This is a genomic window from Pseudomonas sp. 9Ag (assembly GCF_902506445.1).
In the GTDB taxonomy this organism is placed as follows: domain Bacteria; phylum Pseudomonadota; class Gammaproteobacteria; order Pseudomonadales; family Pseudomonadaceae; genus Stutzerimonas; species Stutzerimonas stutzeri_AB.
This window is the reverse complement of sequence record NZ_LR733836.1, coordinates 2,769,243-2,785,549: the sequence shown is the minus strand read 5'-3', so window position 1 is coordinate 2,785,549 and position 16,307 is coordinate 2,769,243. Positions and strand designations below refer to the sequence as shown.

At 58.8% G+C, this 16,307-nt stretch carries 14 protein-coding genes and 1 tRNA gene; 6 read left to right on the top strand and 9 right to left on the bottom strand.

Features of this window, described 5'->3' with window-relative positions; translation table 11 throughout:
• Window positions 1–8: 8 nt before the first annotated feature.
• The 4 genes from ALTERO38_RS12430 to ALTERO38_RS12415 all read right to left on the bottom strand — a co-directional run bounded on the left by ALTERO38_RS12430 (window position 9) and on the right by ALTERO38_RS12415 (window position 3,776).
• Window positions 9–326, bottom strand: coding sequence for a nucleotidyltransferase domain-containing protein (locus tag ALTERO38_RS12430; protein ID WP_159968585.1), 318 nt, complete (start codon window positions 324–326; stop codon window positions 9–11).
• Window positions 323–745: a nucleotidyltransferase substrate binding protein gene (locus ALTERO38_RS12425; RefSeq protein ID WP_159968584.1), complete on the bottom strand. Its 423-nt coding sequence runs from the start codon at window positions 743–745 to the stop codon at window positions 323–325. Before ALTERO38_RS12425 ends, ALTERO38_RS12430 begins: the two co-directional genes overlap by 4 nt.
• A 162-nt stretch (window positions 746–907) precedes the next feature.
• Complete coding sequence (locus ALTERO38_RS12420) at window positions 908–2,110, bottom strand: CaiB/BaiF CoA-transferase family protein (protein ID WP_159968583.1); 1,203 nt, start codon at window positions 2,108–2,110, stop codon at window positions 908–910.
• Window positions 2,111–2,441: 331 nt separating this feature from the next.
• Entirely contained in the window at window positions 2,442–3,776 is a 1,335-nt protein-coding gene (locus ALTERO38_RS12415; protein ID WP_159968582.1) for a DUF2254 domain-containing protein, read from the bottom strand.
• A gap of 236 nt (window positions 3,777–4,012) precedes the next feature.
• Between ALTERO38_RS12415 and acs the strand changes: the two genes are divergently transcribed.
• Window positions 4,013–5,971: an acetate--CoA ligase gene (gene acs, locus ALTERO38_RS12410; protein ID WP_159968581.1), complete on the top strand. Its 1,959-nt coding sequence runs from the start codon at window positions 4,013–4,015 to the stop codon at window positions 5,969–5,971.
• Window positions 5,972–6,018: 47 nt separating this feature from the next.
• Here acs and ALTERO38_RS12405 read toward each other — a convergent pair whose 3' ends face one another.
• From ALTERO38_RS12405 to ALTERO38_RS12395, 3 genes are all read right to left on the bottom strand, one after another.
• A complete protein-coding gene (locus tag ALTERO38_RS12405; protein WP_102835017.1) occupies window positions 6,019–7,140 on the bottom strand; it encodes a mechanosensitive ion channel family protein in 1,122 nt (373 codons plus the stop codon).
• Window positions 7,141–7,273: 133 nt separating this feature from the next.
• The gene (locus tag ALTERO38_RS12400; RefSeq protein WP_234484459.1) at window positions 7,274–7,642 is read right to left on the bottom strand and encodes a rhodanese-like domain-containing protein; all 369 of its coding nucleotides are present in this window, start codon (window positions 7,640–7,642) and stop codon (window positions 7,274–7,276) included.
• A 718-nt stretch (window positions 7,643–8,360) separates the two neighbouring features.
• Window positions 8,361–8,450 (bottom strand) — tRNA-Ser (locus ALTERO38_RS12395).
• A gap of 225 nt (window positions 8,451–8,675) precedes the next feature.
• On the opposite strand from ALTERO38_RS12395, the gene ALTERO38_RS12390 reads away from it, so the two are divergent.
• From ALTERO38_RS12390 to ALTERO38_RS12370, 5 genes are all read left to right on the top strand, one after another.
• Window positions 8,676–9,980 (top strand): HD-GYP domain-containing protein, encoded by a 1,305-nt coding sequence (locus ALTERO38_RS12390; RefSeq protein ID WP_159968579.1) that lies wholly within the window; start codon window positions 8,676–8,678, stop codon window positions 9,978–9,980.
• A gap of 131 nt (window positions 9,981–10,111) precedes the next feature.
• The gene (locus tag ALTERO38_RS12385; protein ID WP_159968578.1) at window positions 10,112–10,807 is read left to right on the top strand and encodes a crotonase/enoyl-CoA hydratase family protein; all 696 of its coding nucleotides are present in this window, start codon (window positions 10,112–10,114) and stop codon (window positions 10,805–10,807) included.
• A 118-nt stretch (window positions 10,808–10,925) separates the two neighbouring features.
• Complete coding sequence (locus tag ALTERO38_RS12380) at window positions 10,926–12,146, top strand: aspartate aminotransferase family protein (protein ID WP_159968577.1); 1,221 nt, start codon at window positions 10,926–10,928, stop codon at window positions 12,144–12,146.
• A gap of 74 nt (window positions 12,147–12,220) precedes the next feature.
• Entirely contained in the window at window positions 12,221–12,508 is a 288-nt protein-coding gene (locus tag ALTERO38_RS12375; RefSeq protein WP_102834656.1) for a topoisomerase II, read from the top strand.
• 10 nt (window positions 12,509–12,518) lie between these two features.
• Window positions 12,519–13,511, top strand: coding sequence for a succinylglutamate desuccinylase (locus tag ALTERO38_RS12370; RefSeq protein WP_159969699.1), 993 nt, complete (start codon window positions 12,519–12,521; stop codon window positions 13,509–13,511).
• 180 nt (window positions 13,512–13,691) lie between these two features.
• On the opposite strand, the gene ALTERO38_RS12365 is transcribed toward ALTERO38_RS12370, so the two are convergent.
• Together ALTERO38_RS12365 and ALTERO38_RS12360 are read right to left on the bottom strand one after the other, a co-directional pair.
• Window positions 13,692–14,054, bottom strand: coding sequence for a YgaP-like transmembrane domain (locus ALTERO38_RS12365; RefSeq protein WP_159968576.1), 363 nt, complete (start codon window positions 14,052–14,054; stop codon window positions 13,692–13,694).
• A gap of 126 nt (window positions 14,055–14,180) precedes the next feature.
• Window positions 14,181–16,214 (bottom strand): S9 family peptidase, encoded by a 2,034-nt coding sequence (locus ALTERO38_RS12360; protein WP_159968575.1) that lies wholly within the window; start codon window positions 16,212–16,214, stop codon window positions 14,181–14,183.
• Window positions 16,215–16,307: the final 93 nt, after the last annotated feature.

The window sequence follows — 16,307 nt, the reverse complement described above, 5'->3', positions numbered from 1 at the left end:
GCGATGCGCTAGCTTGCTGCTTTGTAAAATAGCTTCCCGACTCGGTTGATGTGATCGATGAGCTGCGGATTGTCGACTTGGTGATGTAGGGATAGATCGATCTTGTAGGGCAGCAGTAGGTCGTCCAACGCCAGCTCTATATCGAGTAGATCCTGGTGTGATAGCTCATTGCCTATCAAGGTCAAATCGATATCGGAACCGGGGCGGTAGTTTCCTTTAGCGCGGGACCCGTAGAGGATCGCTTCGCTGATTCTTGGGAAACGTCGAAGCGTTTGCTGGATCGAGTGAACATCCTCTCGGGACAGCCCCGTGTTCTCCACCATCATGCGGTTTGCTCGGCGCGGCTTTGCATGGTTTGCTCAAGCTCCTTGAGCAGCAGGTGGTGCTTCAATCGGATATTGCTCAAGATTGCTTCGGCGGTTTCCTCGTTGTATGCATGCGAGGTGCGGTTGCGGTCGGTGAGCACTTGCATCCAGGCGTGACCGTCGCTGATTAAACCCTTGCTGAATGCCTCACGAATGGTGTCGCGAGAGCCTACAATCCCATCGATACCTTGCCAGACGAGGAAGTCTTTCAGCGTATTCCAGCCAAGCTCATAGTAATATTCGAATCCTTGGATAACGCCCTGCTTTTCCAGTTTCGATAGCTCGCATTGCTGCATGAGCTCCATTGCTTCATCGAGCTGTAAAAGAGCCCTACTGTAGTTGTGCAGGCGGTGTTGCCAGCGCGCATCAATATTATCCATCGTGTGTACCTGACGGTGTTTCCACATATGCTACAACTGCGTCGTCGATGGGCTTATCAATCAGAGCATGGGAACGCGCTGGCGGTTGACGCGTGGCCGTACCAGTTATAAGGCTGTCACGGTGGATGAAAAAAGCGTCATCTACCCTACGGAGGTCGCCGCTTAGACGATCCCCCGCTCACGTAGCCCTCGGACTTGGTCGTTGGTAAGGCCGAGCCCCGAGAGGACGTCCTCGGTATGTTCGCCCAGCTGTGGGCCGCCGGTGCCGATGCGACCCGGAGTTCGGCTGAGTTTGGGGAGGATGCCGGGGACTTTCAGCGGGCCGGTGAAGGTCTGGATTTCCTCGATCATCTGCCTGGCCAGGTAATGTGGGTCTTTTACGATATCGGCGGCCGTGTAGGGATAGCCGGCCGGGACGCGCGCTGCCTTCAGCGCCTCGATGACCTCGTCGCGACTGTGCTGAACGGTCCATTCGCCAATTGCCGCATCGATCAGCTCAGCGTGCATGGCACGACCATCGTTATGGGCGAAGCGTGGGTCGTCGGCTAGGTCCTGGCGGTCCATTAGCGTCATCAGGCGCTTGTAGATGCTGTCGCCATTGCCGGCAATCAGGACGTATGCGTCGTCCTTGCACAAATAGGAGTTGGATGGCGTGATGCCCGGCAGGGCGCTGCCGGCGGGCTCGCGGATGTAGCCAAAGGCGTCGTATTCGGGCACCAGGCTTTCCATCATGGCGAATACCGATTCGTAGAGCGCCACGTCGATTTCCTGGCCTTTGCCGCTGCGGTTGCGCTCCTGCAGGGCGAGCAAGACGCCGATCACGCCATACAACGACGACAGCGAATCGCCAATGCTCACGCCCACACGCACCGGGGGCTCGCCCGGATAGCCGGTCAGGTACCGCAGGCCGCCCATGGCTTCACCGATCACACCAAAGCCGGGCAGGTCACGATAGGGGCCGGTCTGGCCGTAGCCGGAGATGTGCAACATGATCAGGCGCGGGTTGAGCGCCGACAGCTCGTCCCAGCCAAGACCCCAGGCTTCTAGCGTGCCTGGGCGGAAGTTCTCCACCACCACATCGGCTTCGGCGACTAGCTGACGGACGATCTCCTGGCCTTCCGCGGCTTTCAGATCCAGCGTCAGGGACTGTTTGTTGCGCGATTGGACGTGCCACCAGAGTGACGTCCCGTCCTTGAGTTTGCGCCATTTGCGCAGCGGATCACCAACGCCCGGCGGCTCGATCTTGATCACCTCGGCACCGAATTCGCCGAGCATCTTGCTGGCGAAAGGGCCGGCAATCAGCTGGCCCATTTCTATGACCTTAAGGCCATGAAGGGGCAAGCTGTTCTCATTCTGTTGGTTCATCGCAACACCTGTAGCGACCGATTCATCTGCGCAGGATGAAGGAGTGCCGCACTACGGACAATTGCCGCGTTAGTTGAGCGGCAAACGCAAAGCGGAGCTGTGCAGGCGCGTACCTGATTGCGGGTGGCTGGATTGCCCAGTGGTGCTGAGCAGGCTGTCGCGCCGACCGCACGGCTTCGTCTTTACCAATGGCGGAGCGGGCTGTTAGCCCGACTCGGCTAAGGCTGACCAGCATTGCAGCGCTGGCAGATGCTTAGAAGACGATGTTGGCCGCCGATCTCACCCCAAGTGAAACGCCTGCGTTCGGTTCGAGCACGCTTGAGGGGGCCGATCAATCGGGTCGGTTGCGTTCGACCGGGAGCCGTTTCACTTGGGGATGCTTGCGCCCTTCGAGTTTCATCAGCCGATCGATTGCATCGTTGACCGCTTGACGGTCACGCCAGCTTTTTACATCCGAATCGGCTTGGTCACGCAGTGCGTGAATCTCGCTGTGTATCGCCTCGATCTGATCATCGCTCGGGCTGTCATGCAGCGCGTTTTTCATGCACTGCAGCAGGGTGATGATTACCAGCGGGTCATGACTTGCATAAACACGGATGGGTGCAATGACCGTTTCCAACAGGCGTTGCATGGGCAACTGTGGATAAAAGAGACGTGGCCGCCCCTGTTCCAAACAGCCAACGTCGAATGGTGGCACGCCCCCAATGCGTTGCAGCAACACGCTTATCAAATTGATGGCGCGCATTGCGGTACCGGGATCGTTGATCGCTGGGCTGATCGCTTTGACTGCAATCTCGGCTATCTGGCGCATGCCGTACGAGACGTTGGCGCTGGCGAACTCGTTGCTGTGGAAGTCAAAGCAGTCGGTTGCTGCCGCTCGGTCTTCGTCGCTTAGCGGCTCGCTGAAGCGAATCAGGGGGTGGCCTTCAACTAGAAAGAAGCCAGGTTCGACCTGGATAACGGCCAGCAAGCCGCGCTTGTGCAGCAGCTTCCCCAGCCGGCGCTCATTCACTGCACGTAGATAGCCTGGGCGGCTTGCCGACAGGCACCACCATTGGCCGCTATCTGGCACAGAGTCGATCCTAGCGACACGCTGCTTGCGCTTTTCAAGATTGGCGTACGCCCCGCGATATAGCTGGCTGAGTACCCAGTCGACCTGAATCGACTGCGATACCGAGCGTATGAACACCACGAACATCGCCAGGCTCAGTATGCCCATCACTAAGGCGAGCAACAGGCCGGTCGAGGGGACATTGGCTGGTTCGTTTTTATTGATAGTGCTGATCAGGAGTAGGTAATAAAGCGTGCTGCCCAGGTAGATGCCGAGTATCACTCGGTTGCGCATGTCGCTGATCAGCCCGGGAAGTACACGGGGTGTCAGGCGCGCCGCCGCGCCGTTCAGCACGACCATGACCATCGAAAAGCTGAAGACGGTCAACGAGACGATGCTGGTGATCAGGGTGCCCAAGATTTCTCGGCCGTTGTCTGGGTCGGTCAGTCCTGCGGGTAGGTGGGCACGCAGGGAGGTAGCCATGGACGTCGATTCAAAGGCGAGCATGGCGGCGGCGAGAAAGGCGTAGAAAGCGGTGATCAGTGCGGGATAGAACGCGATGCTTTCAGAAACGCGCTTGAACTGGCGGAACAGCGTGTTGGAAGGCGCTGGCATGTCGGTACTAATCTTGCGTAGCGGGCGTACCGCCCTGTAATGCTGTGACAGCGCTGAGCCATGAAGTACACCGGTTATTATCGGTCTATGCTTTCCAAGGCTGGTGCGGTGATCGGCTGAACGCTGCCCCAAAGCTCCAGATGATGTCTGCCAGGCGCTTGGTTTGATTCGTATGGTTCGCCTGTAAGACAGGGTTATTCGAGACGATAACAAGACCGACGAATGAGGTATTCGCCATGAGTGCTGCGTCCCTGTATCCGGTAAGTCCAGAGGTGGCGGCTCAGTCGCTTACCGATGAAGCCACCTACAAAGCCATGTATCAACAGTCGGTGGTCAATCCTGACGGCTTCTGGCGCGAGCAGGCCGAGCGCATCGACTGGATCAACCCGTTTACCCGAGTCAAACAGACGTCCTTTGACGACCACCATGTCGATATCAAATGGTTCGCCGATGGCACCCTGAACGTTTCGGCCAATTGCCTGGACCGCCATCTCGAAACTCGCGGCGACGAGATTGCGATCATCTGGGAGGGCGACGATCCGGCAGATCACCGTGAAATCACCTACCGCGAGCTGCATCACCAGGTGAGCAAGTTCGCCAATGCGCTACGCGGACAGGATGTGCATCGGGGTGACGTGGTCACAATCTATATGCCGATGGTTCCAGAAGTGGCCGTTGCGATGCTGGCATGCGCGCGGATCGGCGCCATTCACTCGGTGGTCTTCGGTGGTTTCTCGCCGGAAGCCTTGGCCGGAAGGATCATCGACGGCAATTCCAAGGTGGTGATCACCGCCGATGAAGGGCTCCGTGGCGGCAAAAAGGTGCCGCTGAAGGCCAATGTGGATGAGGCGTTGACTAATCCGCAGACGCGCTGCGTGCAGAAGATCATTGTGGTGCGGCGCACTGGCGGCGACATCCGCTGGCACCCGCATCGCGACATCTGGTACGAGGACCTGATGCGTGTGGCTGGGGATGTCTGCGCGCCGAAGGAGATGGGGGCGGAAGAACCGCTGTTCATCCTCTACACCTCGGGTTCTACAGGCAAGCCGAAGGGCGTGCTGCATACCTCCGGTGGTTATTTGCTCTACGCGGCCCTGACCCACGAGCGGGTATTCGATTACCGCCCTGGTGAGGTCTATTGGTGTACCGCCGACGTCGGTTGGATCACCGGGCACAGTTACATCATCTACGGTCCACTGGCCAACGGCGCCACCACCCTGATCTATGAGGGTGTGCCCAACTATCCGGATGTCACGCGGATCGCCAGGATCATCGACAAGCATCAGGTGAATATCCTCTACACCGCGCCGACTGCGATTCGTTCGATGATGGCCGAGGGTCCTGCTGCGATGGAAGGCGCTGATGGTTCGAGTCTGCGCCTGCTTGGCACCGTGGGCGAACCGATCAACCCTGAGGCCTGGCATTGGTATTACGAGACGGTCGGTAAATCACGTTGCCCGATTGTCGACACCTGGTGGCAAACCGAGACGGGCGGCATTCTGATCAGCCCATTGCCAGGCGCGACCGCGCTGAAGCCGGGCTCCGCAACGCGGCCTTTTTTCGGTGTGGTGCCCGGGCTGGTGGATAACCTCGGCAACCTGCTCGAAGGGGCAACGGAGGGCAATCTGGTTATCCTTGATTCCTGGCCTGGACAGATGCGCAGCATCTATCGAGACCACGATCGCTTCGTTGATACCTATTTCAAGACCTTTCGCGGCATGTATTTCACTGGTGATGGCGCCCGCCGCGATGAGGACGGCTACTACTGGATCACCGGGCGGGTCGATGATGTGTTGAACGTTTCCGGACATCGCATGGGCACCGCGGAAATCGAAAGCGCGATGGTCGCCCACCGCAAGGTAGCCGAGGCGGCAGTAGTTGGCGTGCCGCATCCGCTCAAGGGACAGGGGATTTACGTGTACGTGACGTTGGTGGCGGGGGAGGAGCCCTCGGATCAGTTGCGCCAGGAGTTGCAGCAGTGGGTACGCAAGGAAATCGGGCCAATTGCCGTGCCTGATGTCATCCAGTGGGCGCCGGGCTTACCTAAGACGCGTTCAGGCAAGATCATGCGTCGCATCCTGCGCAAGATCGCGACCGATGAGCACGATGCATTGGGTGATATCTCGACCTTGGCTGATCCAGGCGTGGTGCCGCACTTGATTGAAACGCACAACCAGATGCGCGCTATGAGTTGATAGGCAGTGACTCCCGGCATCGGGCCGGGGGTCACCCGAACCTAAGCTCACCCGTTGGTCATCGCGTTTTGCGTCTCATGGTTGGCTGCTGGTTTGTCTTTCGGCACACCTGCTACGGTCAGCTCAGGAAACTTTCCGCCGACGAACTCGACACTGCGTGTCGGGAAGGCGAACTGCAGGCCCATCTCGCGGATGCCGTCGAGCAGCTGCAGGTTGATCTCTTGCTGGGCGTCCATGTAGGCGTTGTAGTCCGAGACCTGCATGATGTACACGACTTCGAATGTCAGCTGGCTGTCATCGAAGGCCAGAAAATGCGCTCGGTCGAAATTGGCGTTTTCCACGCCATCAACGATTCGCTTCACTAGCGCCGAAACTTCACGCACCTTGTCTGACGGTGTGTTGTAGGTGATCCCAAACTTGAACACGATACGGCGCGTGTTCATGCGCTTGTAGTTGTGCAGGATCTGCTTGAGTAGATCTGCGTTGGCGCACACCACCTGCTCGCCGCTCAGGCTGCGAATGCGGGTGGTCTTCAGGCCGATATGTTCGATATTGCCCGCCACCTCACCAAACACGACGAAATCGCCGATCTCGAACGGCTTGTCGATCCCGATCGAAAGCGAAGCGAAGATATCGCTGAGCAGAGTCTGCACTGCCAGGGCGATGGCAATACCGCCAACCCCCAGGCTGGCCACCATGGCTGTGATATCCACACCGAGATTGGCGAGGATCGACAGCAGCATCATCGTCCAGACAACGATGCGTACCATGATCCCGATGATTGTTGTGGTGACCGGATTACGCGTCTTTCCGTCGTGAGTCAGGCTCTCCATCCAGAGGCGGACGGCGGTGTCCATCCACAGTGCTATCTGGAATGCCAGCGCGATAAACCAGCCGTGCGACATCGCAGCTTCCCATCGCTCCGGCAGTTGAACGGCCTTCAGCGCAATCAGCAGTGACAGGGCGATCAGCAACAGGTGGCTGGTGCGGCTCAGCATCTCCGCGGCGATGCCAACGAAGCCGCTCCTGGAGCCCTTCGCCAGCTTGCGAAGACGGTTGGTGATGATCCGCAGGACGGTCTGCAGGATGAGATAGCTGGCAATCGTGATGCCAGCAATTATGGCGATGTTGATCCAAAGCTCTTCGTCCAACATCACATCCCAATTTATCAAGTCATTTCCTCCCGACATGCGCGACCAAGCGCTTAAGCAGTGGCTCCTGTTTCAGTAGCCACTGCAGCGCATTAGTTCCCACTAGAGAGGTCGGTGAAGCGAGGAAGGCCGGTGGTGAGGGCGTGTGCGATCAGCGAAGCGGTGCGAGTTCTTTCAGCTCCTGGTAACCGCCAGCATTGAAAACCTGGGTATAACCCAGCTCCTGTAGCAGATCCTGCGCGGCTGAGGCCCGGCGGCCGCTGCGGCAGTAGAGCACCACGGGAGCATCCTTGTCAGGGGCTACAGCGGCGATGCGCTCCGCAAGATCTTCCGTCTCGATACGCGTAGCGCCAGGCAGCGCGCCTTCTGCGAACTCTTGTTCGGTGCGCACGTCGATCAAGACGCTGCTAGGGCGCTGCAACGCGTCCAGCGCGGCTGACTGATCGACTTGAGCGGCACTGGCGGCAGCGGTCGCAACCGTTGCAATGATTAAAGTAAGCAGGTGGGACAGGACTTTCATCGGAGGCCTCATTCAGGCGGTGTCAACTAATCAGCCGAGTGAGGTTCGGCAAGATCAGAATCACGGCGGTGGCGAACAGGATCATCGTAGCCTGTCTGACCTTTTTGTGTTTGAACATGATGGCGGCCTTTTAATTATTCTGGTTGTTCTGGCGGATCAGCAGCGCTGTTCCAGACCGATCTCGAGCTTGGAGGTTTTTTATTCAAGCTTCGGCGTAAGGAAAGCAATATGTGGGCCACGCAAATGTAAGGGGCGATGCACTGAGGCCTGCTCTACCAAATGTCGCTCCGCTTGTAGGCGTGCTGGCGATCTGATTTTATCGCCGGGTAAGCCTTCCGCTAGAGCGCTTTGGTTTCGAACCGGGGTGCGGCTGGTCTTATCTTCGGTGGAGGCCCCAAGAGATGTGTTTGCTAGGGATGGAGCCTTTGCTTTATGGCTTGTCACTAGCCACTTGGCATTTCTGAGTGCCGCATTGCCGGATCCAATGGCCTGATGGATCGTTTGGAAACGTCTAAGTTTTCGCTGGCGGCAATTCGGGTGGAATCGAAACAACAAGGTAGCGGGGCGATGCAGCGCTGCCCTAATGCCTGAATGCCTGAATGCCTGAATGCTTGGCGGTGTATCGCCTTAGCGTACGAGCGCAACGAGCAACACCCTTTTAGAATTGCATACCGCAGAAACGACAAAGCCCCGATAGACGGGGCTTTGTCGTTTGATCTGGCGGTGAGGGTGGGATTCGAACCCACGATACGATTTCTCGTATACACACTTTCCAGGCGTGCTCCTTCAACCGCTCGGACACCTCACCGGGTCTCAAAAGACGCGTTGTCCTTCGAGGCGCGCTAATGTAGCCGAAGAGCTTGCGGATGGCAAAAAGTTTTTTAGTTTTTTCATGCGCTTAAGGGGTTGTTGGGAATCCGGATAGGCGAGCGTGGCAATGAACCTATCGTTGCTCTAGGGTTCGAAGCTCAAAGAGTTGCTGTGCCTGTGCGCAATCAAGCGTAGTGAATATTGAGAGCCAGGAAAGGCTTTGATGAAGTTATTCAAAACAAAGCGTAAACGGCCCGAGGTGGTGGAAATTGCCACCAAACGTCGTCTGCACGTCAGCTATCTGGAACTCGGGATGTATATCTGCGAGTTGGATCGGCCGTGGCGGCAGACAGACTTTCTCTTTCAAGGCTTCCCGCTGCTTAAGCTTGAGCATATTCAAGCGGTGCGCGAGCGCTGCGATTATGTGTTCGTAGACGACACTCGCCATGTGCCGGTCGATCATGGGCAGATGATCGTACCTTCGGCGACGCCCCTGCGCGTGACGCGCAAGATGACGCGCATCCCGCTCTCCCTTGAGGTGCAGGAGGCGCGAGAAGCCTATCTGAGCAGCACCTTGGTTCTGGATCAGGTACTACTGGATGTTCAGCAGGGCCGGGCGATCGATACCAAGGCCTGTCAGGCTTTGGTAAAGCGAAACCTCGAAAGCATGCTTCGTAATGAAAGCGCCATGCTGTGGTTGACGCGCCTGAAATCTCAGGATCTTTACACGAGCCTGCACTGCCTTTCTGTCTCCATCCTGGCAATGGGATTTGGAACGCACCTTGGGTTAGCCGACGATAAGATCGAGCTATTGGGTATTGCCGGTCTGTTGCATGACGTGGGCAAGATGAAGATCGATCCGGCGATCCTGAATAAGCCTGGCAAGCTGACCGAGGAAGAGTTCAAGCACATCAAGCTGCACCCAACGTTTGGTTTTCAGGCCCTGTGCACTCAGGAAGACATTCCTGCCGCTGCGATTCAGGCAGCGCACGGCCATCATGAGCGGCTGGATGGAAAGGGGTATCCGCAAGGGCTCGATCATTACCAGATCCCGTTCACGACACGGGTAATCACCATCGTTGACGCGTTCGATGCGATTACCAGTCATCGTGCTTATGACAATGCGCGCCCGATCCAGGCGGCCTATGACGTGTTGCGCAGCAGTGCCGGCCAGCAGTTCGACGAAGCATTGGTACATGAATTCATTCGCTGGCTCGGCGTTTTCCCAGTCGGTACGTTGGTGGAACTGCACACTGGCGAGGTGGGGTTGGTGCTGGAGAAACACGCCCACTTGCACCTCAGACCCAAGGTAGTCGTTTTACGCGGCGCTAACAAAATGCCTTGTGAGCCGCGTTATCTGGACTTGTCTCAGCTGACAGTCGATGCAGATGGAACGCCCTACAGGATCAGTAGCGGGATTCCGGATGGGTCCTATGGCTTGTTCATTGCTGATCCGCAATTGCAGACCATTCTGCATCCCGAACTGCTTGCAGTCCTCGAGCTCGAGCCGGAGGCGGTCGAAGGTTAGGCCTCTTCTCTTTTCCTTCCGACGCCAGCCGGGCACCGGTCGCAAACCATGACTTGTCGGTCAGTCACGATGCTTTACCTCTCGGGTTCTGCTGGGTAACGTCTGTGGACTTTTAACAAGGAATATTCGTCATGAGTGATCTGGTTTCCTACGAAATCGAAGACGGCATCGCCACGCTGACGCTGAATAACGGCAAGGTTAATGCACTGTCTCCGGCCATGTTCGACGCACTTAACGCGGCTTTCGACCGCGCCGAGCAGGACCGCGCCGTAGTGATCCTTACTGGGCAGCCGGGCATTCTCTCCGGTGGCTATGATCTCAAGGTCATGACCTCGGGGCCGGAAAACGCCATTTCGCTGGTGACCACGGGCTCTAAGTTCACGCTGCGAATGCTTGCTCATCCTTTCCCGATCGTCGCGGCCTGTCCGGGCCATGCGATTGCCAAAGGCGCCTTCCTGCTGCTCTCGTCCGATTACCGCATCGGTGTCGACGGCGCGTTCAATATTGGGCTCAATGAAGTGCAGATCGGTATGACCATGCACCATTCGGGTATCGAACTGGCTCGGGACCGATTGACCAAGCCTGCTTTTCAGCGATCGGTAATCAATGGTGAGATCTTCAATCCACACGCTGCAGTCGAGGCGGGATTCCTCGACAAGATAGTCCCGGCCAGTGAGCTGATGGATGCGGCCAAAGCGGCGGCGGCCCAGTTGAAGAAGATCAACATGACTGCGCACAAGAACACCAAGCTCAAGGCACGCAAAGCCTTGCTCGAAACCTTAGAGCGGGCCATTGAGCTCGATCAGCAGCATTCGATCGTGTCCTGAAGAGAATTTTCGCCGGTCCGCCCATTGCTGGCGGGGCTGCGTTTAAACTGCGCATGCAACGCCCCGCCATGGCGGGGCGTTTTATTTCCTATTCGTGTCGCCTCCCAGGAGAGTCCTGATGTCCGCCCCGCACACCCCGGTAGAACGCGCTGATTTCGACCAGGTCATTGTTCCCACTTTCGCACCCGCCGCTTTCATTCCCGTGCGCGGGGAGGGTTCACGAGTCTGGGATCAGAGCGGGCGAGAGCTGATCGACTTTACTGGCGGCATTGCTGTCAACGTGCTCGGCCACGCCCACCCGGCGCTGGTGGCGGCGCTGACCGAGCAGGCTGGCAAGCTCTGGCACATTTCCAACATCTTTACCAATGAGCCGGCGTTGCGTCTGGCTAAAAAGCTCACCGCAGCAACCTTTGCCGACCGGGCGTTTTTCGCCAACTCCGGCGCCGAGGCCAACGAGGCGGCGTTCAAGCTGGCGCGCCGCTACGCGCATGACAACCACGGGCCGGAGAAATGCGAGATCATCTCCGCCGTTAACAGCTTCCACGGCCGGACGCTGTTTACCGTGACGGTAGGCGGCCAGCCGAAATATTCCGATGGATTCGGCCCGAAGATTCAGGGAATCAGCCACGTCCCGTATAACGATCTCGATGCGCTCGCCGCGGCGATTTCGGACAAGACCTGTGCCGTGGTGCTCGAGCCGATCCAGGGTGAAAGTGGCGTTCTGCCCGCTGATCAGGCTTATCTGGAAGGGGCTCGCAAGCTGTGTGATCAACACAACGCGCTGTTGATTTTCGATGAAGTCCAGACCGGTATGGGCCGTACCGGCGAGTTGTACGCCTACATGAACTATGGCGTCACACCAGACATCCTGACCAATGCCAAGAGCCTTGGCGGCGGCTTTCCAATTGGTTTGATGCTGACCACCGATGAGATCGCTGCGCATTTCAGCGTGGGTACTCATGGCACCACCTACGGCGGCAACCCGCTGGCGTGCGCTGTGGCCGAGGCGGTGGTCGATATCGTCAATACGCCTGAGGTGCTGAATGGCGTGAAGGAACGGCACGAGCGCTTCAAGCGGGGCCTGCTGGAGATCGGGCAGCGTCATGGCCTGTTCAGCCAGGTCCGGGGGATGGGCATGTTGATCGGCTGTGTACTTGAGGACGCCTGGAAAGGTCGCGCGCGCGAGATCTTCGACGCGGCTGAGCACGAAGCGCTGATGATTCTGCAGGCTGGCCCCGATGTAATCCGCCTGGCTCCGAGCTTGATCATCGAAGAGGCCGATATCGCCGAAGGGCTTGCCCGTCTTGAGCGTGCTGCGGCAAAACTGAGCCAGGCCTGAGGCGAGGCATAGCGTCTTTAAAACTAGCAGGGCAGTCATCTGCCCTGCCTCTTTCCCCTACCGAGATTCTGACGATGAGCGACAGCCTGCAATTGATCCTTGAAGACGTAGACGGCACCCAGTTGGAGACGTCTTGCACCCGTTTTGCTGTGATGTGGCAGGGGCGGGAGGTCTGGATTCAGCAAGTCGGCAACAACCAGCTGATGATCGGTGTCGATGTAGAAGACGGCGACACTGAATACGCCAACCTGCTGCTACGTCCATTGGCGACCAATCTGGTTAGCCTTGAACTTGAGATGGAGCCGGTTGAAGCCAGCGAGGATGATCACGTTCATGGTCCAGACTGTAACCACGACCACTGACAGTTCCGAAATGCCGACGCTGGGTCGGCTGTTGGAGCTGACGATTGCCGGTGAGGTGCGGTCTGAAAGCGAGCAGTTCACCCCCGATGGTGCTCGGCTGCGATGGTTGGGCGAGGGAGCCTTGGAGGTCACCCCTGCGAACGGCCTGGACTCAGGGCTCGATCTGGTGCTGTCGGCGGGCGTGCATGGCTGTGAAGTCATTCCGATTGAACTGCTGGACCGCTTGATCAAGGCGGTCGCCTGTAGCGAGATTCGCCCGCGTGCGCGGCTGTTGCTGTTGTTCTGCAATCCGCCCGCCATGCGGCAGGGCGTGCGTCGTCTGGGGCAGGATCTCAACCGGCTGTTCTGTGGTAAGCACGCGGAAAACGAGCCAAGCGACGAGACGCGCCGCGCTGCGCAGCTGGAGGCGTGGGTTGCCGCGTTTTTCCAGGAGCCTGGCCGGCAGCGCTGGCATTACGACCTGCACTCGGCGATGCGTGAATCGGTATTGCCGCAGTTCGCCGTCTGTCCCTGGGTAGAAGGGCGCGAAGTCGACCCGCAAAGCCTGACACGTCTTCAGCACGCTGCGGTTGATGCGGTGCTACTGCAGGAGAAGCCTTCCGGAACCTTCAGTGCTCACACGGCGACTCGGCATGGGGCCGAGGCCTTTACGCTGGAAATGGCCGAAGCTCCGGGAGGCATATGGCCACAATGTCTCCACCAATTCTTGCAAGCTGCGCGTAGCTGGATCGAAGCGGTCGATCCAGCACTTCATGATCCTCAGCGGCCGCCTTTACTGAAATTTCGGCTGGCGCGCGAAATCATCAAACAAAGCGATCAGTTCGCTCTTCGCCTCCCAGAGGATATTCAGAACTTCACTCCGCTTGTGCCTGGCACTTTGCTGGCGGAGGACGAGAACGGCACGCGCTGGGTGGTAGAAGAGCAACATGCGCGGATCTTGTTCCCGATTGCGGACGTCGCGATCGGCGGGCGTGCCGGGTTGATCGTCGTTCCCCGTGACTGAGCAGTAAGCGGTTTCGAACTGCTGGTAGGCCATCGCCAAAAACAGGCGTTGCCGTAGGCAAGCTGGAGCGTTTACGGCAGCAACACAGTGCCTCGGGGCCGATTGTGCTTTTGTTTTGCGGGCAAACCCCTCCGCGCGAGCGGATTTGGAGCGATTACCGCTCGCGCAGTTGTAGCCTGGTCAGACGCCCGTTCGCGGGTTCTCGAGCGAGTCGTTGCCGGTCACTGTCGCGGTGCCGGTGGCCGCCTGGGCATTGGCTCTCAGGCGCACGTCATCGGCCTCACTGCGTTCGAGCGGCATGCTTCGCGAGTTTCCCTCGGCCATTCTGGCCTGTTCGTTCACGTCGTCGAGCATGCGCTTGGCTTCGCACTGGCCGGAGATGCCTCGCGCCAAGGCCATTCCGCCGACCGCCAGCTGTAGAACTCCGCCCACGCCGCCACGCCCAAGGCCTTTACCGAGGAAGTACAGGCCGCCGATGATCGATGCTGCGCGCTCCCAGCCGTGCACGTTCTGTGAGGCGTGGTTTGAGGATGTCCTGAACATGGGTAATCACTCCGGATTGATGGTGTGATAAGTGACCCCGTCGCTCCGACACTGTTCCCACCGTGGGTCGGCAAACCTGGGCGCCACAGGCAAGGGGGGCGGCGGCACGCTTGGGGCCTCGATTTTCTAGCGAGGCGCCATGTTGAATACCTTGAGGACGAAGGCGTATTCCAGCGCGACATCCTTCAGCGCCTGATAGCGCCCGCTCATGCCTCCATGCCCAGCGCCAAACTCTGTTTTCAGCAGCAGCAGGTTGTCGTCGGTCTTGTGCGCGCGCAGCTTGGCGACCCACTTGGCCGCTTCCCAGTATTGCACGCGGCTGTCGTTATACCCGGCTACCGCGAGAATGGCCGGGTAGGGTTGGCTGCGCACGTTCTCGTAGGGCGCGTAGGCCTTGATGCGGGCATGCACGTCGGGCTGATTCGGGTCGCCCCACTCGTCGTACTCGGTCACCGTCAGCGGCAGGTCGGCGTTAAGCATGGTGTTCAACACGTCGACGAAGGGCACCTCGGCGATGGCCGCACCGAACAGGTCCGGCCGCAGATTGACTACGGCGCCAATCAGCAGGCCCCCGGCGCTGCCGCCGCTGACGGCGAGTCGAGCCGGTTCGGTATAACCATCTGCAACGAGTTTTTCAGCGCAGGCAATGAAATCGCTGAATGTGTTTGGCTTATGTTCCAGTTTGCCCCCGCGATACCAGGCCTCGCCAAGATCGCCGCCGCCGCGTACATGGGCAATGGCGAAGACGAATCCGCGATCGAGCAGCGATAGCCGGGCATGGGAAAACCAGGGGTCCAGGCTGTGACCGTAAGCACCGTAGCCATAGAGATACAGAGGGGCTGGCTTACCGAAATGCTCACGGCGGCCAACCAGGCTGATAGGCACTTGAGTGCCATCGGCCGCAATGGCCCAGATGCGTCGGCTCTCATAGGCGTCAGCATCGAACGGACCCTCTACCGGCGTCTCCTTGAGCACCTGCTGCTGGCCGTCGGCCAGGTTCAGTTGACGGATCTGAGCCGGGCGGTTCAGCGCTTCGTAGCGCAGCCGGATAACCGGGCTGTCGAATTCGAGCGTGTTGTGTACGTGGAGGCTGTAGGCGGCATCCGGCAGTTGCACGCGATAGGGCGCGGCAGTCGACGGTCTAACTTCGATGATGGGAAGCCCCGCCTCACGCAGGCTCAGGGTGACTGCGCCGGCGTTCAGGCTGACGTCTTCCAGCATCACCGAGTCGCTGTGGCCGATCAACTCATGCCAGTGCTCGCGTTGCGGGGTGCGCTCCGGTGCCTGATACAGGGCGAAATTGATACCGGCCTGGTTGCTGCGGATCAGCCAGCTCCATTGCCCATCCAACAGGCCGTGGTCAGGGTAGTACTCGTGATCATCCTGGCGTGGTGCCAGGCAAACCCAGTTTCCTTCGGGTTCATCCGCTGAGAGCGCCCAGGCTTCGCTGGTGGTCTTGCTGTTGGAGAGGATGACCAGCTGGCGCTCTGAGCTGGCTCGGTAGCAATGCACGAAATAACGCCCGTCCGGGTCGTGATAGACCTCGGTACGCTCGCTGTCGCCCAGCCGGTGACGGTAGATCTTGTGGGGGCGGTGGGTGTCGTCGAGTTCGCCGAAGAACAGGGTTTGATTATCGTTGGCCCAGGTCATGCTGCCGTCGCAATCTTCGAAGGGGAGCGCGGTCACCTCGCCTGTTTGCAGGTCCTTGATGAACAGCTGGTAGATCTCGTCGCCTTGCGTGTCGAGGCTGTAAGCCAGCTTGCTGTGGTCCTGGCTGACACTGAACGCGCCCAGCGACAGGAAGCCTCCCGCTGCCAGCTCGTTGGGGTCGAGCAAGAGATGCTCGCTAGCTTCATCCACGGCGAATGAGCCGTCCGCCGTGCGCGTGCAGCGGTAGTGGCGCGGATATTCATCGCCAGCCGTGGTGCGCTGGTAATAGAGCCAGGGTCCCCAGGGGGAGGGCAGCGAAAGGTCGGTCTCCCGGATACGGCCTTTGATCTCGAGAAACAACGATTCACGCAGTTGGTCTTGGTCAGCCAGCTGTTCTTCCAGATAGGCATTTTCCGCTTTCAGGTAATCGAGCACCTCGGGTGCGTCGCGGTTCTCCAGCCACTTGTATGGATCCTGGCCTGTATCGACGCGGGCAATGGGTGCAGACATGCATGACTCCTGAAGCGTGGCTGCGCACTGGCGCAGCTGAACGAGATTTTGGGTGCAGGCGGTGAGTGTACAAGCAAGCCAGGCTGGTTGTGA

What these genes read in the sequence shown, in the direction of transcription:
- ALTERO38_RS12425 (WP_159968584.1), bottom strand. Translation starts at nt 745, where the DNA reads ATGGATAATATTGATGCGCGCTGGCAACACCGCCTGCACAACTACAGT.
- ALTERO38_RS12420 (WP_159968583.1), bottom strand. Translation starts at nt 2,110, where the DNA reads ATGAACCAACAGAATGAGAACAGCTTGCCCCTTCATGGCCTTAAGGTC.
- ALTERO38_RS12370 (WP_159969699.1), top strand. Translation starts at nt 12,519, where the DNA reads ATGCCGACGCTGGGTCGGCTGTTGGAGCTGACGATTGCCGGTGAGGTG.
- ALTERO38_RS12360 (WP_159968575.1), bottom strand. Translation starts at nt 16,214, where the DNA reads ATGTCTGCACCCATTGCCCGCGTCGATACAGGCCAGGATCCATACAAG.
- ALTERO38_RS12390 (WP_159968579.1), top strand. Translation starts at nt 8,676, where the DNA reads ATGAAGTTATTCAAAACAAAGCGTAAACGGCCCGAGGTGGTGGAAATT.
- ALTERO38_RS12365 (WP_159968576.1), bottom strand. Translation starts at nt 14,054, where the DNA reads ATGTTCAGGACATCCTCAAACCACGCCTCACAGAACGTGCACGGCTGG.
- ALTERO38_RS12400 (WP_234484459.1), bottom strand. Translation starts at nt 7,642, where the DNA reads ATGAAAGTCCTGTCCCACCTGCTTACTTTAATCATTGCAACGGTTGCG.
- acs (WP_159968581.1), top strand. Translation starts at nt 4,013, where the DNA reads ATGAGTGCTGCGTCCCTGTATCCGGTAAGTCCAGAGGTGGCGGCTCAG.
- ALTERO38_RS12375 (WP_102834656.1), top strand. Translation starts at nt 12,221, where the DNA reads ATGAGCGACAGCCTGCAATTGATCCTTGAAGACGTAGACGGCACCCAG.
- ALTERO38_RS12380 (WP_159968577.1), top strand. Translation starts at nt 10,926, where the DNA reads ATGTCCGCCCCGCACACCCCGGTAGAACGCGCTGATTTCGACCAGGTC.
- ALTERO38_RS12415 (WP_159968582.1), bottom strand. Translation starts at nt 3,776, where the DNA reads ATGCCAGCGCCTTCCAACACGCTGTTCCGCCAGTTCAAGCGCGTTTCT.
- ALTERO38_RS12430 (WP_159968585.1), bottom strand. Translation starts at nt 326, where the DNA reads ATGATGGTGGAGAACACGGGGCTGTCCCGAGAGGATGTTCACTCGATC.
- ALTERO38_RS12385 (WP_159968578.1), top strand. Translation starts at nt 10,112, where the DNA reads ATGAGTGATCTGGTTTCCTACGAAATCGAAGACGGCATCGCCACGCTG.